The sequence below is a fragment of the Verrucosispora sp. CNZ293 genome (assembly GCF_002754655.1).
This window is the reverse complement of record NZ_PEFR01000001.1, coordinates 2,781,428-2,800,264: the sequence shown is the minus strand read 5'-3', so window position 1 is coordinate 2,800,264 and position 18,837 is coordinate 2,781,428. Positions and strand designations below refer to the sequence as shown.

At 72.4% G+C, this 18,837-nt stretch carries 19 protein-coding genes and 1 pseudogene; 8 read left to right on the top strand and 12 right to left on the bottom strand.

Annotated features, from left to right (window positions below; translation table 11 throughout):
* Window positions 1-61: 61 nt before the first annotated feature.
* From CLT74_RS12705 to CLT74_RS12700, 3 genes are all read right to left on the bottom strand, one after another.
* Window positions 62-697 carry an alpha-ketoglutarate-dependent dioxygenase AlkB gene (locus tag CLT74_RS12705; RefSeq protein ID WP_099846709.1) on the bottom strand — a complete coding sequence of 212 codons (636 nt, stop codon included), beginning with the start codon at window positions 695-697 and terminating at the stop codon, window positions 62-64.
* A 59-nt stretch (window positions 698-756) separates the two neighbouring features.
* Window positions 757-897 carry a hypothetical protein gene (locus CLT74_RS30460; RefSeq protein ID WP_158240245.1) on the bottom strand — a complete coding sequence of 47 codons (141 nt, stop codon included), beginning with the start codon at window positions 895-897 and terminating at the stop codon, window positions 757-759.
* Between the two features lie 202 nt (window positions 898-1,099).
* Window positions 1,100-1,447, bottom strand: coding sequence for a hypothetical protein (locus CLT74_RS12700; protein WP_143697146.1), 348 nt, complete (start codon window positions 1,445-1,447; stop codon window positions 1,100-1,102).
* 350 nt (window positions 1,448-1,797) lie between these two features.
* Between CLT74_RS12700 and trpB the strand changes: the two genes are divergently transcribed.
* Genes trpB through CLT74_RS12685 form a run of 3 tightly spaced genes read left to right on the top strand, consistent with a single transcriptional unit; the run spans window position 1,798 to window position 4,584 of the window.
* The gene (trpB, locus tag CLT74_RS12695; protein WP_099846707.1) at window positions 1,798-2,997 is read left to right on the top strand and encodes a tryptophan synthase subunit beta; all 1,200 of its coding nucleotides are present in this window, start codon (window positions 1,798-1,800) and stop codon (window positions 2,995-2,997) included.
* Window positions 2,994-3,800 (top strand): tryptophan synthase subunit alpha, encoded by an 807-nt coding sequence (gene trpA, locus CLT74_RS12690; protein WP_486582283.1) that lies wholly within the window; start codon window positions 2,994-2,996, stop codon window positions 3,798-3,800. The genes trpB and trpA overlap by 4 nt, the downstream gene beginning before the upstream one ends.
* A gap of 16 nt (window positions 3,801-3,816) precedes the next feature.
* On the top strand, window positions 3,817-4,584 hold the full coding sequence (locus CLT74_RS12685; RefSeq protein ID WP_099846706.1) for a GntR family transcriptional regulator: 768 nt from the start codon (window positions 3,817-3,819) through the stop codon (window positions 4,582-4,584).
* On the opposite strand, the gene CLT74_RS12680 is transcribed toward CLT74_RS12685, so the two are convergent.
* The 6 genes and pseudogenes from CLT74_RS12680 to pseB form a co-directional block, all read right to left on the bottom strand.
* The gene (locus tag CLT74_RS12680; RefSeq protein ID WP_099846705.1) at window positions 4,549-5,604 is read right to left on the bottom strand and encodes a spore coat protein; all 1,056 of its coding nucleotides are present in this window, start codon (window positions 5,602-5,604) and stop codon (window positions 4,549-4,551) included. The two genes, CLT74_RS12685 and CLT74_RS12680, sit on opposite strands and share 36 nt — an antisense overlap.
* Window positions 5,601-6,335 (bottom strand): glycosyltransferase family protein, encoded by a 735-nt coding sequence (locus CLT74_RS12675; RefSeq protein ID WP_099846704.1) that lies wholly within the window; start codon window positions 6,333-6,335, stop codon window positions 5,601-5,603. Before CLT74_RS12675 ends, CLT74_RS12680 begins: the two co-directional genes overlap by 4 nt.
* A pseudogene (locus tag CLT74_RS12670) lies at window positions 6,332-8,151 on the bottom strand (class I SAM-dependent methyltransferase). The gene CLT74_RS12675 and the pseudogene CLT74_RS12670 overlap by 4 nt, the downstream one beginning before the upstream one ends.
* The gene (locus tag CLT74_RS12665; RefSeq protein ID WP_099846703.1) at window positions 8,148-8,984 is read right to left on the bottom strand and encodes a hypothetical protein; all 837 of its coding nucleotides are present in this window, start codon (window positions 8,982-8,984) and stop codon (window positions 8,148-8,150) included. The pseudogene CLT74_RS12670 and the gene CLT74_RS12665 overlap by 4 nt, the downstream one beginning before the upstream one ends.
* Window positions 8,985-8,995: 11 nt before the next feature.
* The gene (locus tag CLT74_RS12660) at window positions 8,996-10,153 is read right to left on the bottom strand and encodes a DegT/DnrJ/EryC1/StrS aminotransferase family protein (RefSeq protein ID WP_099846702.1); all 1,158 of its coding nucleotides are present in this window, start codon (window positions 10,151-10,153) and stop codon (window positions 8,996-8,998) included.
* The gene (gene pseB / locus CLT74_RS12655) at window positions 10,150-11,133 is read right to left on the bottom strand and encodes a UDP-N-acetylglucosamine 4,6-dehydratase (inverting) (protein ID WP_099846701.1); all 984 of its coding nucleotides are present in this window, start codon (window positions 11,131-11,133) and stop codon (window positions 10,150-10,152) included. Before pseB ends, CLT74_RS12660 begins: the two co-directional genes overlap by 4 nt.
* 262 nt (window positions 11,134-11,395) lie before the next feature.
* Here pseB and CLT74_RS12650 point away from each other — a divergent pair, with 262 nt between their 5' ends.
* A complete protein-coding gene (locus CLT74_RS12650) occupies window positions 11,396-13,156 on the top strand; it encodes a glycosyltransferase family 39 protein (RefSeq protein ID WP_099846700.1) in 1,761 nt (586 codons plus the stop codon).
* Window positions 13,157-13,229: 73 nt separating this feature from the next.
* Here CLT74_RS12650 and CLT74_RS12645 read toward each other — a convergent pair whose 3' ends face one another.
* A complete protein-coding gene (locus CLT74_RS12645; protein WP_486582282.1) occupies window positions 13,230-13,703 on the bottom strand; it encodes a GNAT family N-acetyltransferase in 474 nt (157 codons plus the stop codon).
* A gap of 114 nt (window positions 13,704-13,817) precedes the next feature.
* Between CLT74_RS12645 and CLT74_RS12640 the strand changes: the two genes are divergently transcribed.
* Genes CLT74_RS12640 through CLT74_RS12625 form a run of 4 tightly spaced genes read left to right on the top strand, consistent with a single transcriptional unit; the run spans window position 13,818 to window position 16,566 of the window.
* Window positions 13,818-14,069 (top strand): acyl carrier protein, encoded by a 252-nt coding sequence (locus CLT74_RS12640; protein WP_099846699.1) that lies wholly within the window; start codon window positions 13,818-13,820, stop codon window positions 14,067-14,069.
* Window positions 14,066-15,319 (top strand): AMP-binding protein, encoded by a 1,254-nt coding sequence (locus tag CLT74_RS12635; RefSeq protein WP_099846698.1) that lies wholly within the window; start codon window positions 14,066-14,068, stop codon window positions 15,317-15,319. Before CLT74_RS12640 ends, CLT74_RS12635 begins: the two co-directional genes overlap by 4 nt.
* On the top strand, window positions 15,312-16,070 hold the full coding sequence (locus tag CLT74_RS12630) for an SDR family NAD(P)-dependent oxidoreductase (RefSeq protein WP_099846697.1): 759 nt from the start codon (window positions 15,312-15,314) through the stop codon (window positions 16,068-16,070). Before CLT74_RS12635 ends, CLT74_RS12630 begins: the two co-directional genes overlap by 8 nt.
* On the top strand, window positions 16,054-16,566 hold the full coding sequence (locus tag CLT74_RS12625; RefSeq protein WP_486582281.1) for a hypothetical protein: 513 nt from the start codon (window positions 16,054-16,056) through the stop codon (window positions 16,564-16,566). The genes CLT74_RS12630 and CLT74_RS12625 overlap by 17 nt, the downstream gene beginning before the upstream one ends.
* Before the next feature lie 10 nt (window positions 16,567-16,576).
* Here the strand turns inward: CLT74_RS12625 and CLT74_RS12620 are convergent, their stop codons facing one another.
* A complete protein-coding gene (locus CLT74_RS12620) occupies window positions 16,577-17,524 on the bottom strand; it encodes a TerC family protein (RefSeq protein ID WP_099851898.1) in 948 nt (315 codons plus the stop codon).
* Between the two features lie 189 nt (window positions 17,525-17,713).
* Window positions 17,714-18,820, bottom strand: a complete 1,107-nt coding sequence (locus CLT74_RS12615; protein ID WP_099846696.1) for a potassium channel family protein — start codon at window positions 18,818-18,820, stop codon at window positions 17,714-17,716.
* Between the last annotated feature and the right edge of the window lie 17 nt (window positions 18,821-18,837).

Below are 18,837 nucleotides of genomic sequence, written 5' to 3'. Positions count from 1 at the left end.
GTCGATCCGGCGGGAACGGGCCGTCCTGTGTCCGGGACGCCGGGCGTGCGGGTGGGTGTGTTCAGGCGACGCCGACCGGGCGGAACTGGACGCTGACCCGGGGGCCGACGGGGCGGGCGGTCTTGGGTATGGCGTGCTCCCAGGTGCGTTGACAGGAGCCGCCCATCACCACCAGGTCGCCGTGGCCCAGCGGGAACCGCAGGCTGGTGCCGCCGCCACGGGGCCGCAGCAGCAGTTGGCGGGGCGAGCCGAAGGAGACGATGGCGACAAGGGTGTCGGTGTGCGCGGAGCGGCCCTGGGTGTCGCCGTGCCAGGCGACGCTGTCCCGGCCGTCGCGGTAGAGGCACATGCCGGCGGTGACGAAGGGCTCGCCCAACTCCTCGGCGTAGTGATGGGTCAGCGCCGCGCGGGCGGCGGTCAGCACCGGGTGCGGCAGCGGCCGGCCGGCACCGTACCAGCAGAGCAGCCGGGGCACGTCGACCTCGGTGTCGTACATGGTGCGCCGTTCGGCCCGCCACGGCACCTCGCGCAGCAGTACGTCGAGCACCTGGTCGGAACCGTGCACCCAGCCGGGCAGGTGGTCGATCCAGGCGCCCCGGCTCAGCGGGTGCCGACGCGGTCGCCCGGTCAGTGGGCCGAGGGTGGGTGCCGCCTCGGTGACCTCCAGCATCGACGGCTGGTACGCGGTCTGCGACATGCCCGGAGCCTAGCAGGAATTTAGTACACCAGTGCTATCTGGGTCGGCGAGCTGTGGAGTCATGTCGACGGGAGCGTGCGGGTGACCTGGCTGGCCCGGCGCAACCGGCCGTCGGCGGCCAGCTCCCCGAACATGAAGATCTCAGTGGTGATGATCCCGCCCTTGCGTAGCTCCGCGACGAGCCGGTATCGGGCCGCCACCTGGTCGCCGTCTGCGTCTCTACGGTGCCCGCGGGCCCTGACCGGCGACGACGCGCGTGGACCGTCGGCACGCCCGGCTGAACCCAGCCGGCTGGTTCACCACCACTGCCTCGGCGTGCCGTGGGGCAACGCCCTACTTTTCGATGGCCGGGCGGGCTGCGGAAGCCGGAACGGCCTCCGCAGCCCGCTGCTCAGCGGAAGATCAGTTCCGGTACAGGCAGAAGGAGTAGAGGGTGCGACCGGTGGTCGTGCTGTCACCCCTGGGCTCGAACCACAGCGTGCCCTTGCCCTTGGGGCGATAGCCCACGGCGACGTCCTTCGTGACCTTCTTGCCCGAGGTGCCGAGCAGCGTGGTGTAGGTGCTGGTGCCGCCCTGGGACATCCGAACCCGGATCGACTTGACCGTGCCGGAGATCTTGTACGTGGCCTTCACCCGTGCATTTCCCCCCGGCCATCCGGAGTAGCTGAACCCGAGTCCACCCCCGACCGAGTCACCCGCCGAGGCACTCCAGGAGCGTACGCAGGTCGCTGCCTCCGCCTTCGTCGCCATCGGGGCCACCAGTGCGGCAGACGTCAGGAGGGCGAGCGCCGGCATCAGCAGGGCCGCTCTTCGTACGGAAAGAATCACATGTGCTCCTTTGTGGCTACACGATGGAGGGTGGGTCGGATCGCAGAGCCGCCGAGAAACGGTCAACAGGCGGTCATCCACCTGGGCGCTGGTCACTGTAGTCAGGGGCTTGCCGGCGACAGGTGGCCGGGCCGGCCCCGGTGCCGCGTGGGCGGAGCAGTGGTGGGCGGGCGAGCCGAAGGAGACGTTGGCGTCGGTGGCGAAGCCTTGCGCGCACCTCGCCAACTGTTCTATAACTCTAGGCAAGAGTTATAGAACAGTTGGAGGTTGTCATGAAAGTTCTGGCACTAGGTGCCCCGACCGCCGCGCCGGTGGCCGGTCGGTTCGGCCGGCACGGTGGCCGCTTCGTACCCGAGCCGCTGATACCCGCGTGCGAGGAGGTCGAGGCGGCGTTCACCGAGGCGTGGGCGGATCCGGGCTTCCGGGGTGATCTCGCCCGGCTGCTGTCGACGTACGCCGGCCGGCCGACACCGCTGACCCCGGCGTCGCGACTCTCGGCCGAACTCGGCGTGACGGTGCTGCTCAAGCGGGAGGACCTCACGCACACCGGCTCGCACAAGATCAACAACGTGCTCGGCCAGGCGTTGCTGGCCCGGCGGATGGGCAAGCGGCGGCTGATCGCCGAGACCGGCGCGGGAATGCACGGCGTCGCCACCGCCACCGCCGGTGCCCTGCTGGGCCTGCCGGTGACGGTCTTCATGGGCGAGCGTGACGTCGAGCGGCAGGCGCACAACGTGTTCCGGATGCGGCTGCTCGGCGCGCAGGTCGTGCCGGTGCGATCGGGCAGCCGGACCCTCAAGGACGCCACGAGCGAGGCGATGCGCCACTGGGTCGGCGTCACCGAGGACGCCTACTACTGCGTGGGCTCGGTGATCGGGCCGCACCCGTACCCGTGGATGGTGCGCGACCTACAGGCGGTCATCGGGCAGGAGGCCCGACACCAGTGCGCCGAGCAGCTGTCCACCGGCACGCCGGAACATGTGGTCGCCTGCGTCGGCGGTGGCTCCAACGCCGCCGGCACCTTCGCCGGCTTCGTCGACACACCGGCGCGGCTGGTGGGGGTCGAGGCGGCGGGCGGCGCCGGCGCGGCCCTCGGTGAGATCGGCGTGCTGCACGGATTCCAGTCGCTGTTCCTCCAGGACGAGCAGGGCCAGATCCGCGAGGCGCACTCCGTCGCGGCCGGCCTGGACTACCCGGGAGTCGGGCCGGAGCACGCCCACCTGCGCGACCTCGGCCGGGCCGAGTACGTCACCGTCTCCGACGAGGAGGCGCTGGCGGCGGCGGTCCGGCTGGCCCGCGCCGAGGGCATCGTCCCGGCGATCGAGTCGGCGCACGCGCTCGCCTGGGTCGTCCGGGCGGCCGGAACCGCCGAGCTGCCCACCGGCAGCAGTGTGCTCGTCACCCTCTCCGGGCGCGGCGACAAGGACATCCCGACGCTCATGACCCACCTGACTGACGAGGAGACCCGGTGACCACTCTGGAGACCCGGCTGCGGCTGCGCCGCGACGGTGGACGCAAGCTGCTCATGCCCTACCTCACCGGGGGCGTCACCCCGGACTGGACCGACCACCTGCGCGCCCTGGCCGACGCCGGAGCGGACGCGATCGAGGTCGGCATCCCCTTCTCCGACCCCACCCTCGACGGCGTCACCATCCAGGAGGCGTCCCACGCCGCGCTCGCCCGGGGCGCCACCACCGCCGGCATCCTCGCCGACCTGTCCAGGAGCCGGATCGGGGTGCCGGTCGTCGTCAGCACGTACGCCAATCTCGCCCTGCGGTGCGGTGCGGACCGGTTCTGCCGGGCCCTCGCCGAGGCGGGCGTGCAGGGCCTGATCGTGCCCGACCTGCCGCTCGAGGAGGCCGGTTCGACGGGCGCGGCGGCGCGGGCCGCGAACGTCGATCTCGCGTTGCTGGCCTCGCCCGCCACCCCACCACGGCGGCTGCGGGAGATCGCCGAGCGCAGTCGCGGCTTCATCTACGCGGTCTCCCTGATGGGAATCACCGGCGAACGGCAGCACCTCGCCACCTCGGCCGCCGGGTTGGCGCGGCGCCTGCGGGGCGTCACGGACCGGCCCGTATTCTTGGGATTCGGCATCTCGACACCGGAGCAGGCGGCTGCCGCGGGGCGGGACGCCGATGGTGTCATCGTCGGCGCGGCGCTGATGCGGCGTCTGCTCGACGGCGCGGACCCGGCGGCGACCGCCGGATTCGTCAGGTCGCTGCGGGCGGCGCTGGACGGTGTACCGGCAGCGGCATCGGCGGACGCCGGAGGTTAGGGGGCGGGGCGGCGGCATGGCTACCGGGCAGGACGCGTCCACGGCGCGGTACCGCACCATCGCCGCGGACCTCGCCGCCAAGATCCGAGCCGGGGACTACCGGCCCGGCGAGGCGCTGCCCTCCCAGCGTGATCTCAGCGCCGCCTACGGCGTCACCCTGATGACGCTGCGGCAGGCGTTACGGCAGCTCAGCGACGAGGGGCTGATCGAGCAGCAGCCGGGCCGGGGCACCTTCGTCGCCCCGCCCCACCTGGCCTACCGGCTCGGCTCGCTGCGCAGCTTCGCCGACGACCTGCGGGACCAGGGCCACGAGGTGCGGACCACAGTCGTCGCCCGCGCGGTGCGCCGGCTGCCCACGCGGATCGCCGGGGCGCTGCGAGCCAGCCCGGCCGACTCGGGGCTGCGGCTGGAACGGATCCGGGCGTTCGCCGGACGCCGCGCCGTGCACCAGGTCTCCTGGGTACGCGCAGCACACGCCGACGGGCTGCGCGAGGTCGACTTCACCGCGACCTCCCTGTACGAGGCGCTCGCGGCCCGGGAAGTCTCGGTGGCCCGGGCGACCGAGACGATCCGGCCCGGCATCCTCGACCCGGCGCTGGCGGCGCACCTCGACGACGCGCCGGGTGCTGCCGTGCTGATCAGCGACCGGACCACCTACACCCTTGACGGCACCGCCGTGATCGCCGACCGGGCGACGATCCTCGGCAGCATGATGGAGATCAACACTGACCGGGCCGCGCGTGGCCTGTCACTGCACTGGGGAGCCAGCCGCGACGTGTCGTAGCGCGTCCAGTACCGCGTCGACCACCCGTTCCCGCCCTCGCCCGTCCACGGCGGCCCAGGCCCGGGCGGACAGCGCCGCCCGGCGTGACCCGTCGTCAAGCAGTCCCGCCAGGGTACGCGCGGCGGCGCGCGCCGCCGCAGCGTCGCCGGCCAGCGCGGGCAGCTCGCCGAGCCCGGTGGCCAGACCCGCCGCCACCACCCGGTGGTACGACTCGCGCTGGTTGTCCACCACGCAGACAAGCGCCGACGGCGCACCGAGGCAGCACAGTTCCCAGGTGGAGGTGCCGGCCGCGCTGACCACGAGATCCGCCGCGGCGATCAGGGCGGGCAGCGTACCGGTGGGCGGCACCGGCAGCAGCGACTGCCCCGGCCCCGGCGTCAGCCGAGCCATCCGCTCGCCCAGTTCGGGCCGGCCGACGACGACCGTGAGTTCCATCGGCCGGCCGGTGGAGAGGAGCACCTCGGTCAGCAGCGGCGCCGCGCCGACCGCGTCGGTACCGCCGAAGAAGGCCAGCACCGAGGGGGGCCGCACCGCCACCGCCGGGCGGGGGGCCGCCGGCCGGGCAGCCAGCACACCCGCGCGCAGCAGGGCGTACCCGCTGCCGGCGAGCAGCCGGCCCGCCGGCACCGCCAGGTCGGTGGCGAAGTTCTGGTCCAGGTAGAGGTCGGCGTCCTGCCCCCGGGTGTCCCCGTCGACGATGGCCAGGGTCAGCACCCCGGCGGCCCGCAGCGCGCCGGCTCCGGCCGGATCCAGTTCGTACGAGTCGAGCACCACCACGTCGAGGTGGTGCCGGCGGGCCGTGGCGACCAGCTCGTCCGGGGTGTCCGGGCCGGGGTGCAGCGGGATGCCCCGGGCGGTGAGCTGGTCGGCCGCCCAACCGACGCCGTCGACGGTGCCGAAGACCTCGACCGTGGCGCCCCGAGCCTGGAACTCCTCACCGAGGGCGAGACAACGGACCAGGTGCCCGACACCGCGCGACGGCCCGGCGTCGCAGCGCAGTCCGACGCGTACCGTGCTCAGCGCTCCTCCAACCGCTTCTGCCGGACGTCGGCGTTGAGCGCGCGCAGCGCCGGCTGCCCGTCCAACCAGTCGGCGAGCTTGGCCAGCGGCACGCTGACGTCACCGAAGTGGTCGGCCACCGCGCGGACCAGCTCCCAGTCGCGCGTGGTGTCCAAGGTGAGGCGTAGCTGCGAACGGTCCGGGGTGAGGGTCACCCCGAGCACCCGGAACACCTCCGGATGCGCGTACGCGTACGAGGTCACGTGCACCCGGTGGTGCTCGGTGGCGAGCCGGTCGACGGTCCGCAGCGCGTCCGCCCGGATGATCTCGACGTCCAGACCCCTGGGGAGGGTGCGGGCGATGGACGTGCTGGCGTAGTCCAGCCCGGGCACGGCGCGGTACACCGAGGCGACCAGGCTGACGATCTCCGGGTCCAGCAGCGGACAGTCGGCGGTGAACCGCATGACCGCGTCGGCGGGATGGGCGTCGAGGGCGCCGACGAAGCGGGTCAGCACGTCGTCCACCGGGCCCCGGTGCCAGGCGACGCCGAGCCGGTCGCACTCGGCGACGACCGCGTCGTCGCTGCTGTCGCTGCTTGTCGCGACCACCAGGTCGGCGAGCACGTCGCTGTCCTGGGCGGCCCGGACCACCCGGCCGAGCACGCTGCGTCCGGCCAGCGGGCGCAGCACCTTGCCGGGCAGTCGGGACGAGCCCATCCGCGCCTGCACGATGCCGACGATCCGGTCGGTCACTTCTGTCCTCCCTGCTTCGAGGCGATGGCGGCACGGGCCCGGCGTTTGGCGGCGCGGGCGCCGCGCCTGGCCATCCGGGCCGGGGTGATGGCCAGCCGCCCGACCTTGTAACTCAGCGAACCGCTCAGCAATTTGATCTTTGCTTCGGCCCGGCGGAGCGCGCGTTCCCGCGAGGTGAGCAGGTTCTCGGTCCACGCGAGCAGCGCCGTCAGCCGGGTGTTCTCCTCCCGCTGGCGCAGCCACGCCTCGCGGAGCTGCTGGTAGCTGTGCGGGCCCGGCGGCGGGTCGGTAGGGGTGGCCGCCGTCTCCGTCCGCATCGCGGCCTCGACGACGGCCCGGTCGAGGTCGCGTCCGGCCACCCCGGCGAGCACCACGGTGAGCCCCGGCACGTCGAGTGTGGAGGTCCACGGGTGGGCGTACCCGCCGGTCAGCAGGTCGGCGGCGAAGCGTCCCAGGACCCGGGCCAGTACCACGTCGACAGGTGACGGTGCGTCGGCCCGCCAGCCCCGGTCGAGCACCCCCAGCGGTCACCGTCGACGACCAGGTTGTCCACCCCGGCCAGGGCCACCGCACCGGCGAGTCGTCCCTGCTCGGCCTGGCCGTCGAGCCAGTCGGCGTAGCCACGCAGCAGCCGGCGCAGCAGCGCCGTGTCGCGGCGCAGACATCCGTCGAGCAGCAGGCTGCGCAACAGACGCCCGTCGGGCACCGGGCCGTCCGGGGCAGCCGGATCGCGGTGGGCCAGCTCCCGGCCGGCGTACGGTGCGTCGGCCGGGGCGCTGGGCACGGCGATGCCGGTACGGTGCCAGTGCCAGCCCTGCGGCCCGTGGAGTACCTCGACGACGGTGCCGCCCGCCGCCGGGTCAGCGACGAACGCCACCGGCAGCGGGGCGGGCCCGCCGAGCCCGGGTGCCGGGTTCTCCGGCCGGTCGACGCGCGGCAGCGGGTGGGCCGCGTCGCCGGTGCCGTCGGGCTCGTCGTCGGGATCCGTCGGATCGGCGGCCGGCCGTCGGGCCAGCACCAGCCAGGACGGGGCCAGGTCGGCGGCGCGGCCGGCATGCAGGGCGTCCACCGCCAGCCGGGCCGGATCGGCAAGCACGAACCGGCCGGCGTACCCGTCGGTGCAGGCGGCGTGCAGCACCGCGTCCAACAGTCCGCTCGTGGTGCGCCGGGCCAGCTCCTCGACGGTCACCAGCGCGGTGGTCAGGTCGGTCCGGGGGTAGCCGGCATAGCAGGTGCCGGCCCGCATCCCGGCGGCGGCCATCCGTTCGCGCACCTGATCCAGGTTGGCCGGGCGGGCGGCGTCGAGCACCCCGCCGACCGTCCACTCGGCATCGTCCCGACCGGCGTACCAGCTTCCGGTGGCGACCAGGCGGTGCAGGCCGATCGGGTTGTCCAGGCGCAGCAGCAGGTCACCGCCGGGACGCACGGCCCCCACCAGGCGGGCCAGCAGACCGTCCCAGCCGAGCCGCTCACCCTCGACGGACTCGACAGCGTCCAGCCCGGCACCGGCGATCACCACGTCGTACTCCTCGCCGGCGGGCAGGCCGTGCGGGCCGGCCACCAGCACCCGGTCCACCCGGCCGGCCACCACCGCCGCGTCCGGGTAGCCGCGCAGCAGGCAGGTGAGTCGAGCGTGGGCCAGCGCGTCGAGCAGCGCCGGTCCGTGCGGTCCGGCCAGCAGCACCCGGGCCCCGGCCGGCACCAGACGGGCGGCCAGCGCCGCGAGGGGGCCGTCGCCGGCCTCGTCCGTCCGGTCGGACCAGGCGAGCATCTCCCCGCCGGGCAGCGTCACCGCTGACGCCGTCTCGGTTGTCACGTCGTCTCCTCCTGCGGGTACGCCCACCCCAGCAGCTCCCGCAGCGCGGCGGGCGGGTGACGGTGGTCGGTGCCCAGTTCGGCGTGGGCGATCTCGACGGCGGTCGGCAGGTGCACCTGTTCGCCGTGCAGCTGCGGCCACTGCCGGCGGATCCGGGCGGTGCCGCCGAAGGTCGGGTCCTCGTCGGCCAGCACCATCGGGTCGCCGTACACGGCCGGCTCGCAGCCGGCCGCGATGCCGTAGAAGATGGCGCTTGTCAGCCGGTTCGACGCGACCCGACGGTGCCGGCGCAACTCGGCGAGCTGGTGGTCCAGGAACTGCGGGTCGGTGTCGGACCACCAGTGGCCCCGGTAGCCGTGGCAGATGACCCGGAAGCCGGCGTTCTCGTAGAGCCGGCGTACCCGCCGCATCCGGTGCTCGTGCCAGTACAGACAGACGGTGACCGGGCCGGGCTCGGTGTCCCGGATACGGGCGATCAGTTCCTTGTGGTCACCCTTGACGTGCTGGCCCTCCCAGCCGTGGAACGGGTACCAGATGGTGCCCTCCCGGGGCGGCTGGGTTTCCTCCGCCGGCCGCATGGCGAGCAGGTAGACGAAGGGTGCCCCGATCACCGTGACGTTGCGTCGCCCGACCGACCAGGCCCGCCGCCGGGTCTGCTCCGACCAGAGCAGGCTCGGCGTGCGCTCGGCGTACGGGTGGCCGGGGGCCAGACCGTCGCCGATGTTCCAGCCGTGCTGGACGTACCCGTTGATCCGGGGCGGGTGGCCGTCGCCCAGCCCCGCGTAGCGGGCCAGCACGTGGGCGTGACCGTAGAAATGGTTCGCGTGGTGCATCGGGGATTCCCTCAGGCGGCCGGCCGGAGCGAGACGCCGCGCAGGGCCGCGGCCAACGCGTCGATGACGCGGTCCTGGTCGGCGTCGCGCAGTCCAGGGTAGAGCGGCAGCGACAACTGCTGGGCGTAGAAGGCTTCCGACACGGGGCAGCTGCCCCGCCGGTAGCCGAGGTCGGCGAAGGCCGGGTGCCAGTGCGCCGGGATGTAGTTGACCTGGACGCCGATGCCGGCCGCGCGCATCCGCTCGTAGATCTCGCGACGGCGGCCGTCGAGCACCCGGATCGGGTACAGGTGCCAGGCCGGTGCCGCCCACTGCCGCCGACCGGGCACGAGCACACCGGGCAGGTCCGCGAGGGCCGCGTCGTAACGGGCCACCAGTTCGGCGCGGCGGGCGAGGAAGTCACCGAGCCGGCGCAACTGGCTGCGGCCCAGCGCGCACAACACGTCCGGCAGCCGGTAGTTCAGGCCGAACTCGTGCACCTCCTGGTGCCAGCCGCCCTCGTCCGGCCAGCGCAGCTCGTCGGGTTCCCGGACCAGCCCGATGTTGCGGAACCGGCGGGCCCGCTTGAGCAACGCCGGGTCGGTGGTGGCGACGGCGCCGCCCTCGGCGGTGGTCAGATTCTTCGTCGGGAAGAACGAGAACGTGGTCAGGTCGGCGAGTGATCCCACCGGCCGGCCCCGGTAGGTGGCACCTATCGAGTGGGCCGCGTCGGCGAGCAGCAGCGCGTCGCTGCCGTGGAGCGCGGCGCGCAGCGCGTCGTAGTCGGCCGGGTGGCCGGCGTAGTCGACAGCGGCGACGACCTTCGTCCGCTCGGTGGTCGCGTCGGCCACCGCCGCCGGGTCCAGGGTGAACGTCTCCTCCGCCACGTCGGCGAAGACGACCCGCGCGCCGAGGGCGACCGCGCTGCTGGCGGTGGCCACGAACGTCATCGGCGGCACGATCACCTCGTCGCCGGGGCCGACACCGGCCGCCGCGTACGCCACGTGCAGCGCGGCGGTGCCGTTGGAGACCGTCGCCACCCCGGCCCCACCGGCCCACACCGAGATGTCCGCCTCGAAGGCGGCGACCTCCGGGCCGGTGGTGAGCCAGTCGCTGCGCAGGGCGGCGACCACCGCGGCCACGTCGTCGTCGGTGACCGACTGCCGCCCGTAGGGGAGAAAGGACGTCATGCCGCGATGCCGAGCATCTCACGCAGCTGGGGCACGGTGAGCCACTCGTCGTTGGAGTCCGACTGGTACGCGAAGCCGTCCGCCACCGGCGCACAGTCGACCGGCGGCTGGTAGCCCCAGGTGGCGATGGTCGGCTGCACGATGAACCGGTCCTTGGCGATCAGCGTCCGACGGCTGTCGTCCGGAGCGATCATCTCCTCGTGCAGCTTCTCGCCGGGACGGATGCCGATCTCGTGGGTGGTGGCCTCCGGGGCGACCGCCTCGACCAGGTCCAGGATGCGCATGCTGGGGATGCGGGGGACGAACAGCTCGCCGCCCTGCATCTGGTCGAACGAGTCGATGACGAACTGCACGGCCTGGTCCAATGTGATCCAGAAGCGGGTCATCCGCTTGTCCGTGATCGGCAGGCTCTTACCTTCGGCGGCGAGCCGGCGGAACAGCGGCACCACCGAGCCACGGCTGCCGACCACGTTGCCGTAGCGCACCACCGCGAAGCGGGTCGGATGCTGCGCCGCGTAGTGGTTGGCGGAGATGAACAGCTTGTCGCCGACCAGCTTGGTCGCGCCGTACAGGTTGATCGGGCTGGACGCCTTGTCGGTGGAGAGGGCCACCACCTTCTGCACGCCCGCCTCGATCGCCGCGTCCACCACGTGCTGCGAGCCGGTGATGTTGGTGGCGATGAACTCCGACGGGTTGTACTCCGCGGTGTCGACCTGCTTGAGGGCGGCGGCGTGGACGACGTGGTCGACGCCGTGCATGGCCCGGGTCAGCCGGTGCCGGTCCCGGATGTCGCCGATGAACCAGCGCAGCCGGGGGTCATCGCCGAGCTGCTGGCGCAGCTCGTACTGCTTGAGCTCGTCGCGGGAGAAAACCACCACCCGGGCCGGATCGGTCTCGGCGAGTAGGTGCCGCAGGAAGGTCCTGCCGAAGGAACCCGTTCCCCCGGTGACGAGGATGGACGATCCGTTCAGCTCGCTCAACTGGTGCTCCCGTGTGTGTCGGATTCGCGGTCGGCCTCGGCCGGCCGGGTGGGAACGCTAAACGCGGCGGGTTAACGGGCCCGAGCCCTGCGGTTAACCACGCGCCGTGCGGCGGTGAATGGCGAGCACCCGGTTGGCGAACACCTGCCGTCGTCGCGGCGTGCCCGCCGACCTGCGTCGACCAGGTCGTTAGGGTCTCGACCCGACCGGGCACCGGGGCGCGTCCCGACCATGGCTGCCCGGACGCGTCAGGGGAGGGACGATGACCATCGAGGCCGAGGCGACCCGCGCCGACGACACCGGCGGGTCGGCCGACCCACGTGGATCGGCGTCGCCCGACCGTCGGCGGCTGTTGCTGCTTCTGCTGCTGGTCGGCGGCTGGGTGCTCGGGACCGCGTGGCGGATCTGGTTGGCCCGCCACGCGAGCATGCCGTTCGCCCACACCGACGAGGACAGCTACCTCAACACCGCCCGTGCCCTGGTCGGCGGTCCGGGCGGCTTCAGCAGTGAGAACGAGACACTGCGCCGGATCGGCTATCCGCTGCTGATCGCACCGGCCTTCCTCCTCGACCGGGACTTCCTCGACACCTACCTGCTCGTACGGGTGATCAACGCGGCGTTGAACGCGACGGTGCTGCCGTTGGCGTACCTGCTCGGTCGTCGGCTGCTGGGACTGCGGCCCGGCCCGGCCCTGGCGGCGGCGGCCGGCGCGGCGACGCTGCCGGCGGTGGCCTTCCACGCCACGGTGGCGATGACCGACGCGGTACTCGGGCCTTTGCTGCTGGCCTGGTTGCTCGCCGTGCACCGGCTGGTCGAGCGGCCCGGTCCGGCCAGCGCGGCGGTCTGCGGTGCCCTCGCGGGCGCGACGCACCTGGTGCACTCGCGTGGAGTGGTGATCGTCGCCGGATCCGCGTTGCTGGTCTTGGCGCTTGTGGTCCGCCGTCGGCTGGGCCCGGCCGGGCTGCTGGCGGCGGTGCTGCCGGTGCTGGCCGCCGCGCTCGGCAACGAGGTGGGTGTGCGGCTGCTCGGCGATACGGTGCACCTGCTCGGTGAACCGGCCGGTGGCAACGTCGTGCGGGCGGTCACCTCGGTGCGGGGACTGTCGCAGGTGCTGGCGTCCGTCGGCACGCAGCTCTGGTACCTGATGGTCGTCACCTTCGGGCTGGCCGGGCTGGCCGGTGCCGAAGCGGTGGTCCGGCTGTGCCGTCGGAGTGGTGACGCCGCCGGGTGGACGTTCGGCGTGGCCCTGCTCAGCACCGTCGGGGTCGCCGTCGGTGCGGAGGTCGTCCTGGCCGGTGTGCCGGACCGGGTGCCGGACGCCATCTACGCCCGGTACGTGCAGATGTTCGCCCCGTTCTGGCTGCTCGTCGGCATCGGGATGCTGTTCGGCACGGCGTACCGTCCGCTGCTGCGTCGGGCCGGGGTGACGGTGCTGCTGCTGGCCGCCGGCGGGGTCCTGATCCACGTTCGGCTGGCGCAGGCGGCGGCCCAGGACGCGCCGCTGCGCTGGGGCGGGTTCAGTGCGCCGGACCTGATGGCCCTGACCGGCGGGTGGCGACAGCTGCGGCCGCTGGTCGGGTCCGCGATCGGGGTCGCCGCCTGCCTGCTGCTCGGGCTCATGCTGGCGACCCGGCGTCGACGTGCGCGCACGACCCTGCTGGCGATCGTCCTCACGGCACTGATCGTGGTCAACGTGGCGACCATGCAGGTGATCGCGCAGCGGCTGATCCGTCCGCTGGCGGCGGCGGGTACGCCCGTGCCCAGCGTGACCGAGCTGGGGATCCGGCCGCCGGAGCGGGTAGCCGCCTCCACCGGCGTGCCCTACCAGGTCCGGTTCAACCTCAGTCACCAGGTCACCTGGACGGAGGTGCCGTGGTTCGGTGACCGGCCGCCAGCCGACGTGGCTGTCGTCTTCGCGCGCTGGGCGCCCGGTGAACCCGACGACTGGGACGGCGCCCGGCACGGCTTCGTCCGGCTGGGCGGCGACCCAAAGCGGAAGTGGGCCGGCTGGCGGCGGCAGTGACAACGGCATTCTCGAAGCGACGAAAACCCTACCTGTCGACTACGTGAACAATGCGTGGACGAAATACCAAGAATCAGCGAACGCGACGGTTGGCGCGCTCCAGGGAAATGGGGATGACGGTGATTTCCCGGCCGTCGTGAATTTCCTGGCGACCGGGCCCCTCGACAAAGCGGAGCCGACGGTTCATCTGACGCACCACGGTGTTGTGGGCCAGCACCTCACCGTCGAGCCGGTCCAGGTCCAGCACGTCGAAGGCGTGGTCGACCGCCTCCCGCATCACCTCCAGCCAGGCGGGCAGCGTCTCACCCCGCTCGGCCAGCCCCTCAGCGTCCAGGTAGAAGCCCCATCCGCCGGTACGCGGGCCGGACAACCGCAGGTCGAAGTAGGTGACCGCGCCGCTGGGCACCCCGTCGCGCAGGTAGGTCAACACCCGACGGGTGGGGTCCTGGCGCACCGCCGACCACCACCGTCGGTGCTCCTCGGCGGTGATGACGTGACTGGTCTTGCTGACCTGTCGGTTGATTTCCTGATTACGCCAGGACAACATCAGGTTAACGTCGTCCCCGGTGGCGTCACGCAACACGTACCGCTCGCTTTCCGCTCCGTTTACCTGGTCACCGGGCACCCTAATCACGATTCACCTGGCTGTACACTCCGCCGCATGAAGGAATTGAGTCGGGCGCAGATCCGCGACCTCATGGGCGAGGTTCTCAAGAACCAGGGCAAGGCGTTGCCCGCCGACGACGCCGCCGATCTGCGCGAGGTTGGTTTCCGGTCGCTGGACTTCTCCGAGTTGGCGCTGCGCGTCGAGGACGCCACGGGGGAGGAGCTGAACTTCGACGCACCCGGGCTGCGCCGGATCGCCACGGTCAGCGACGTGCTGGACTTCCTCGTCGAGTTGCAACGGCAGTGAGCGTCGAGACCGCCCCGCAGGCCCCCGCCCACCCGGCGGGGGCGGACAACCGGATCGTCGTCGACGGTGCCGTGCTGACCTGGCGTGACCTGCCGGAGCTGACCCTGCCGGAGCCCGCCGCCGCGCTCGCCCACTCGGCCCGGTACGCGCTCGCGGCCGCCCGGCACCATGCCGTGCACGGCACCGAACTGCTGCTCAGCACGGCCAGCCGGGTCGACGCGACGATGCGCGAGGAACTGCGTGCCGCCGGGTTCGCGGTGACCGAGCTGGGCGCCCGGACGGTCGAGGACGCGGCGGTACCCGGTGCGCGGGCCGCCGAGCCCGGTCGACTGTGGCTGCTGACCTCCGGCTCCACCGGTCGTCCCAAGCGGGTGGGGCACACCCTCGAATCCCTGACCACCGTCCGGGGCGAGCAGCCCGCGCGGACCTGGCTGTGCCCGTACGCCCCCGGCACCTACGCCTGGTGGCAGGTGGTGACGCTGTCGCTGACCCAGCCGGGGCAGCACCTGGTGGTGGTGGAGCCGGATCAACTCGACGACTGGCCGGCGTTGGCGGCCGAGCACGGTGTGGACGCCGCCTCCGGTACGCCCACCTTCTGGCGGCGCGCCCTGCACCGCGATCCGGCCGGGCTGGCCCGGGTGCCGCTGCGTCAGCTGACCCTCGGTGGCGAACCTGTCGACCAGACGATCCTGGACCGGCTGCGGGAGGTGTTCCCGACCGCCCGGATCTCCTGGATCTACGCCTCCTCCGAGGTCGGCGCGGCCATCGTGGTGCACGACGGGCGGGCCGGGTTCCCGGTCCAGTGGCTGGACCGGGCGGCCCCGGGTCGTCCCACGATCGGGGTGCGCGACGGGGAACTGGTGATCACCTCGCCGTACCACGGCGCCGGGCTGGACGGTCCGGTCCGCACCGGCGACCGGGCGCAGCTCGTCGATGACCGGGTGCTGATCACCGGCCGACTCGACGCGGACGAGATAAACGTCGGCGGCAGCAAGGTCTCCGCCGGTGTGGTCCGCGACGTGCTGACCGCGCACCCGCAGGTGGCCTGGGCGCGGGTGACCGGCCGGCGTGCCCCGCTGCTCGGCCACATGGTCGTCGCCGAGGTGGTACCCACCGGGAGCGCCACCGCGCCGGCCGAGGCGACGCTGGTCCGCTGGTGCGCCGACCAGTTGCCCGAGTACGCGGTACCGCGCCGGATCCGCCTGCTCACCGAGATTCCCGTCAAGGAGACCCTGAAGAGCGATGTCTGACCCCACCATCCCCGCCCAGCCCGTGCCGCCCAGCTCCGTGGTGCTCGTCTCCGGCGGCTCCCGCGGCCTCGGCCTGGCCATCGTCACCGACCTGCTCGACGCGGGCCTGAAGGTGGCCGCCTTCGCCCGCACCGTCACCCCCGAGCTGGCCAAGCTCGCCGAGGCTCATCCGGAACGGGCGCACGTCGGCTCGGTCGACGTCACCGACCTCGCCGCCGCGCAGGCGTTCGTCCGGGCGGCCGAGGAGCGGCTCGGCCCGATCGACGGCGTGGTGAACAACGCGGCCGTCGGGCAGGACTCGCTGCACGTGCACACCGCCACCGCCGACATCGCCCGGATCATCGAGACCAACCTGACCGCGCCGTTGCAGCTCACCCGGCTGGCCGTGCGGCGGATGCTGGCCCAGGGCCGGCGCGGGCGGATCGTCAACATCACCTCGATCTGCGCGCAGCGTGGCTTCCCGGGTCTGGTGGCGTACTCCGCCACGAAGGGCGGGATGGACGCGGCGACCCGCTCGCTCGCCCGGGAACTGGGTGGGCGGGTCCTTGTCAACGCGGTCGCCCCGGGCTTCTTCGCCTCCGAGATGTCGGCGGTGCTCGGCCAGACCCAGTTGGACCAGATCGTGCGTCGCACGCCTACCGGTCAGCTGACCGAGCCGGACGAGGTGGTGCCGGTGGTGCGGCTGCTGCTGCGTGACCAGACGAACATCAACGGCCAGGTCATCGTGGTCGACGGTGCCGCCTCGATCTGACCCGTCGGACCCGTTGTCCCGCACCCTCGACGGTGCGGGACAACGGGTGCCCACCCTGCTCGCCGCCGCCCGACGACACCTGCGGGTGGCCCCGGTGGCCGAGTCGGGCGGCGCCGTCACCCGCAGCCACCTCGACGACGGACGCTGTGTCGGCTGGTACGCCCCGCCGGTGCCCGGCTGGCGGGTGGCCATCGACGCCGAGCGCGCCGACGCTCCGCTACCCGCCGCGCTGGTCCGCCGGTTCGGGGCCACCGACTTCTGGGGCCGGTGGACCCGCGTCGAGTGTCTGGCCAAACTCGCCGACGTACCGGTGGCGACCTGGTGGCATCGGCACGGCCTGGAGGTGCCGCCCGGCACCGCCTGGCTGTGGCGCACGCTGCCGCTGGCCGACCTGGTGGTCACCGTCGCCTTCACCCCGACCGACCGCGTCGGCCGGCAGATCGGTGGCCGGGAGTTGCGCACTTTCCCCGAAGTTGCGGTGTCCGGCGCCGGCTGAGACCGCAGCATCAGCGAAGTTGTGCGGGCTCCGGCGTCTCCGACCCGGCGCTGGTGCTGCGCAGGCTCCAGGCGATCGACACCGCGATCGTCGCCACGATGACGCCCAGGGTCACCGGGATGGGCAGCTTGCCGACCGGGGTCTCGGACAGGATCAGTTTGACCCCGGCGAAGGCCAGCAGGACGGCCAGGCCGTAGTGCAGGTGCACGAAGCGGCGCAGCAGCCCGGCGAGGCAGAAGTACAGGCTGCGCAGCCCGAGGATCGCGAACGCGTTGGCGGTCCAGACGATGAACGTGCTGGTGGTGATGGCCAGGATGGCCGCCACCGAGTCGATCGCGAAGATCAGGTCGGTGGTCTCGACCGCGATCAGGACCACGAACAGCAGGGTGGCGACCCGCTTGCCGTCGACCCGGACGAAGAACCGGTCGCCGTGGTAGGCCGGATCGGTCGGCAGGATCCGGCGCACCAGGCGCACCACCAGGTTGCGGTCCGGATCGGTCTGCTCGCCGTGCCGGAACGCCATCTTGTAGGCCGTGTAGACGAGGAACGCGCCGAACAGGTACGCGGTCCAGAAGAACCTGTCCAGCAGTTCCGCGCCGACGAAGATGAACACAAACCGGAACACCAGCGCGCCGATGACGCCCCAGAACAGGACCTTGTGCTGGTACGCGGCGGGGACCGCGAAGTACGTGAAGATCAGCGCGAAGACGAAGACGTTGTCGATGGACAGCGCCTTCTCCATCAGGTAGCCGGCGAAGTAGGTGCCGGCCACGTCACCGCCCTGCCACACCCACAGGAGTACGCCGAACAGCAGGCCGGCGGCGATCCAGATGCCGGACCAGGTGGCGGCCTCGCGGAATCCGATGACGTGGTTGTCGCGGTGCAGGAACAGGTCGACGGCGAGCATCACGGCGATGGCCAGCATCAGCAGGGCCCAGACCCACCAGGAGACAGACACCGGTAAGACCTCTCGTCCGGCCGGGCCACGGCGGGCCCGGCACTGCTGGACGAAGGTCTCCCCGGCCACCGGCGTGGTGACCGCGTAACCGGGGCCCGGATGGCCGGGCCCGTACTGACGGCGACGCGCGTTACGTCGGGTACTCCCCCTCGAACTGCGTACCAGTATTCACGAAGCAGGCTTCGTGTGTCAAGGTTGCGCCCGCTCATCCCGATGGGTGACCCCGATCGGCGGCCCGTCGCGGGTGACCCCGAGTACCGACCAGCCACGCAGCGCTGCGAAGAACGGCAAAGACCGGGAGAGCAGCTCGTCGACCAATCCGTCGCCGCCCGGCGGCTGGTCGAACCGCGGCCCCAACTCGTCGATCAGTCGAGCGTGTAGCCGTCGTAGCACCTCATCGGGATCGGCGTCGTCTGCTGCCGGCTCGCTGCGTGGGGGCAGCAGATGGCGGCCCAGGTAACGACTGGCGATGGTGTCCTGGAGCCGCAGCAGGGCGTACGCCAGTTCCTCCGCCCGGGATCGGAGGCCGCGCCATGGTTCGCACCTGGCGGCCAGCAGCGCCGCGAGGGTGACTGCGGCCATCTGCTCCAGAGCGGGCTCGATGTCGTAGTCCCGGCGACGGGGCCGGTAGGTGAGGGCGACCAGTGGATACCGACGAACGGTGTCGTCGACCTCCCGCAGGCTCGTTGCCCAGGCCTCACACCGCTCTCGGGCCACGTCGACCCCCTCGTCGGTCAGGCTTCGGGCGAGTAGGGCCACTCCGTCGGTGCTGCGCACCTGGTCGTAGATGGTCAGCGCGAACCGGTTGCGGACGGTCAGCCCGGTGATCAGCTCGATGAGATAGGTGGCCAGCGCGGCGAAGAAGCCGAAGCCGAGGGCGGCGGCGGTCACGGCGAACAGCTTCTGCGCCCCGGTGTCCGGGGTGATGTCGCCGAAGCCGAGTACGGTCAGCAGCCCGGTGGCGTAGTAGAGGGCGTCGACGAAACCTGTTGGTCCGTAACCCGCGACCCGGTGGTAGCCGTCCAGGTACGGCCAGACGACGAGTGCGACCCCGAGCACCAGCGGCCCGAGCCAGGCGAGGAATGTGCCGGTGACCAGGATTGGTCCGGCCCAGACCAGCGGGGTGCGGCGAGGCGTACGACGTCGGCCGGCAGTCAGCGAGGAGGCCCGCCAGACCAGCCGCCGGACGGTACGGGCGACAGGCCCCTCCGCGTCCGGATGGAGCACGGTGAGCCATACGTCGACCACCACCACGCCGATCAATGCCAGACCCACCGTTACCGCTACCAAGGTCATACGCAGAGGTATACCCG

Coding starts and splice junctions, on each gene's coding strand:
- CLT74_RS12645 (WP_486582282.1), bottom strand. CDS start 13,703: ATGTTGTCCTGGCGTAATCAGGAAATCAACCGACAGGTCAGCAAGACC.
- CLT74_RS12640 (WP_099846699.1), top strand. CDS start 13,818: ATGAAGGAATTGAGTCGGGCGCAGATCCGCGACCTCATGGGCGAGGTT.
- CLT74_RS12700 (WP_143697146.1), bottom strand. CDS start 1,447: ATGGCGACGAAGGCGGAGGCAGCGACCTGCGTACGCTCCTGGAGTGCC.
- CLT74_RS12665 (WP_099846703.1), bottom strand. CDS start 8,984: ATGCACCACGCGAACCATTTCTACGGTCACGCCCACGTGCTGGCCCGC.
- CLT74_RS12660 (WP_099846702.1), bottom strand. CDS start 10,153: ATGACGTCCTTTCTCCCCTACGGGCGGCAGTCGGTCACCGACGACGAC.
- CLT74_RS12705 (WP_099846709.1), bottom strand. CDS start 697: ATGTCGCAGACCGCGTACCAGCCGTCGATGCTGGAGGTCACCGAGGCG.
- CLT74_RS12685 (WP_099846706.1), top strand. CDS start 3,817: ATGGCTACCGGGCAGGACGCGTCCACGGCGCGGTACCGCACCATCGCC.
- CLT74_RS12615 (WP_099846696.1), bottom strand. CDS start 18,820: ATGACCTTGGTAGCGGTAACGGTGGGTCTGGCATTGATCGGCGTGGTG.
- CLT74_RS12650 (WP_099846700.1), top strand. CDS start 11,396: ATGACCATCGAGGCCGAGGCGACCCGCGCCGACGACACCGGCGGGTCG.
- trpB (WP_099846707.1), top strand. CDS start 1,798: ATGAAAGTTCTGGCACTAGGTGCCCCGACCGCCGCGCCGGTGGCCGGT.
- CLT74_RS12630 (WP_099846697.1), top strand. CDS start 15,312: ATGTCTGACCCCACCATCCCCGCCCAGCCCGTGCCGCCCAGCTCCGTG.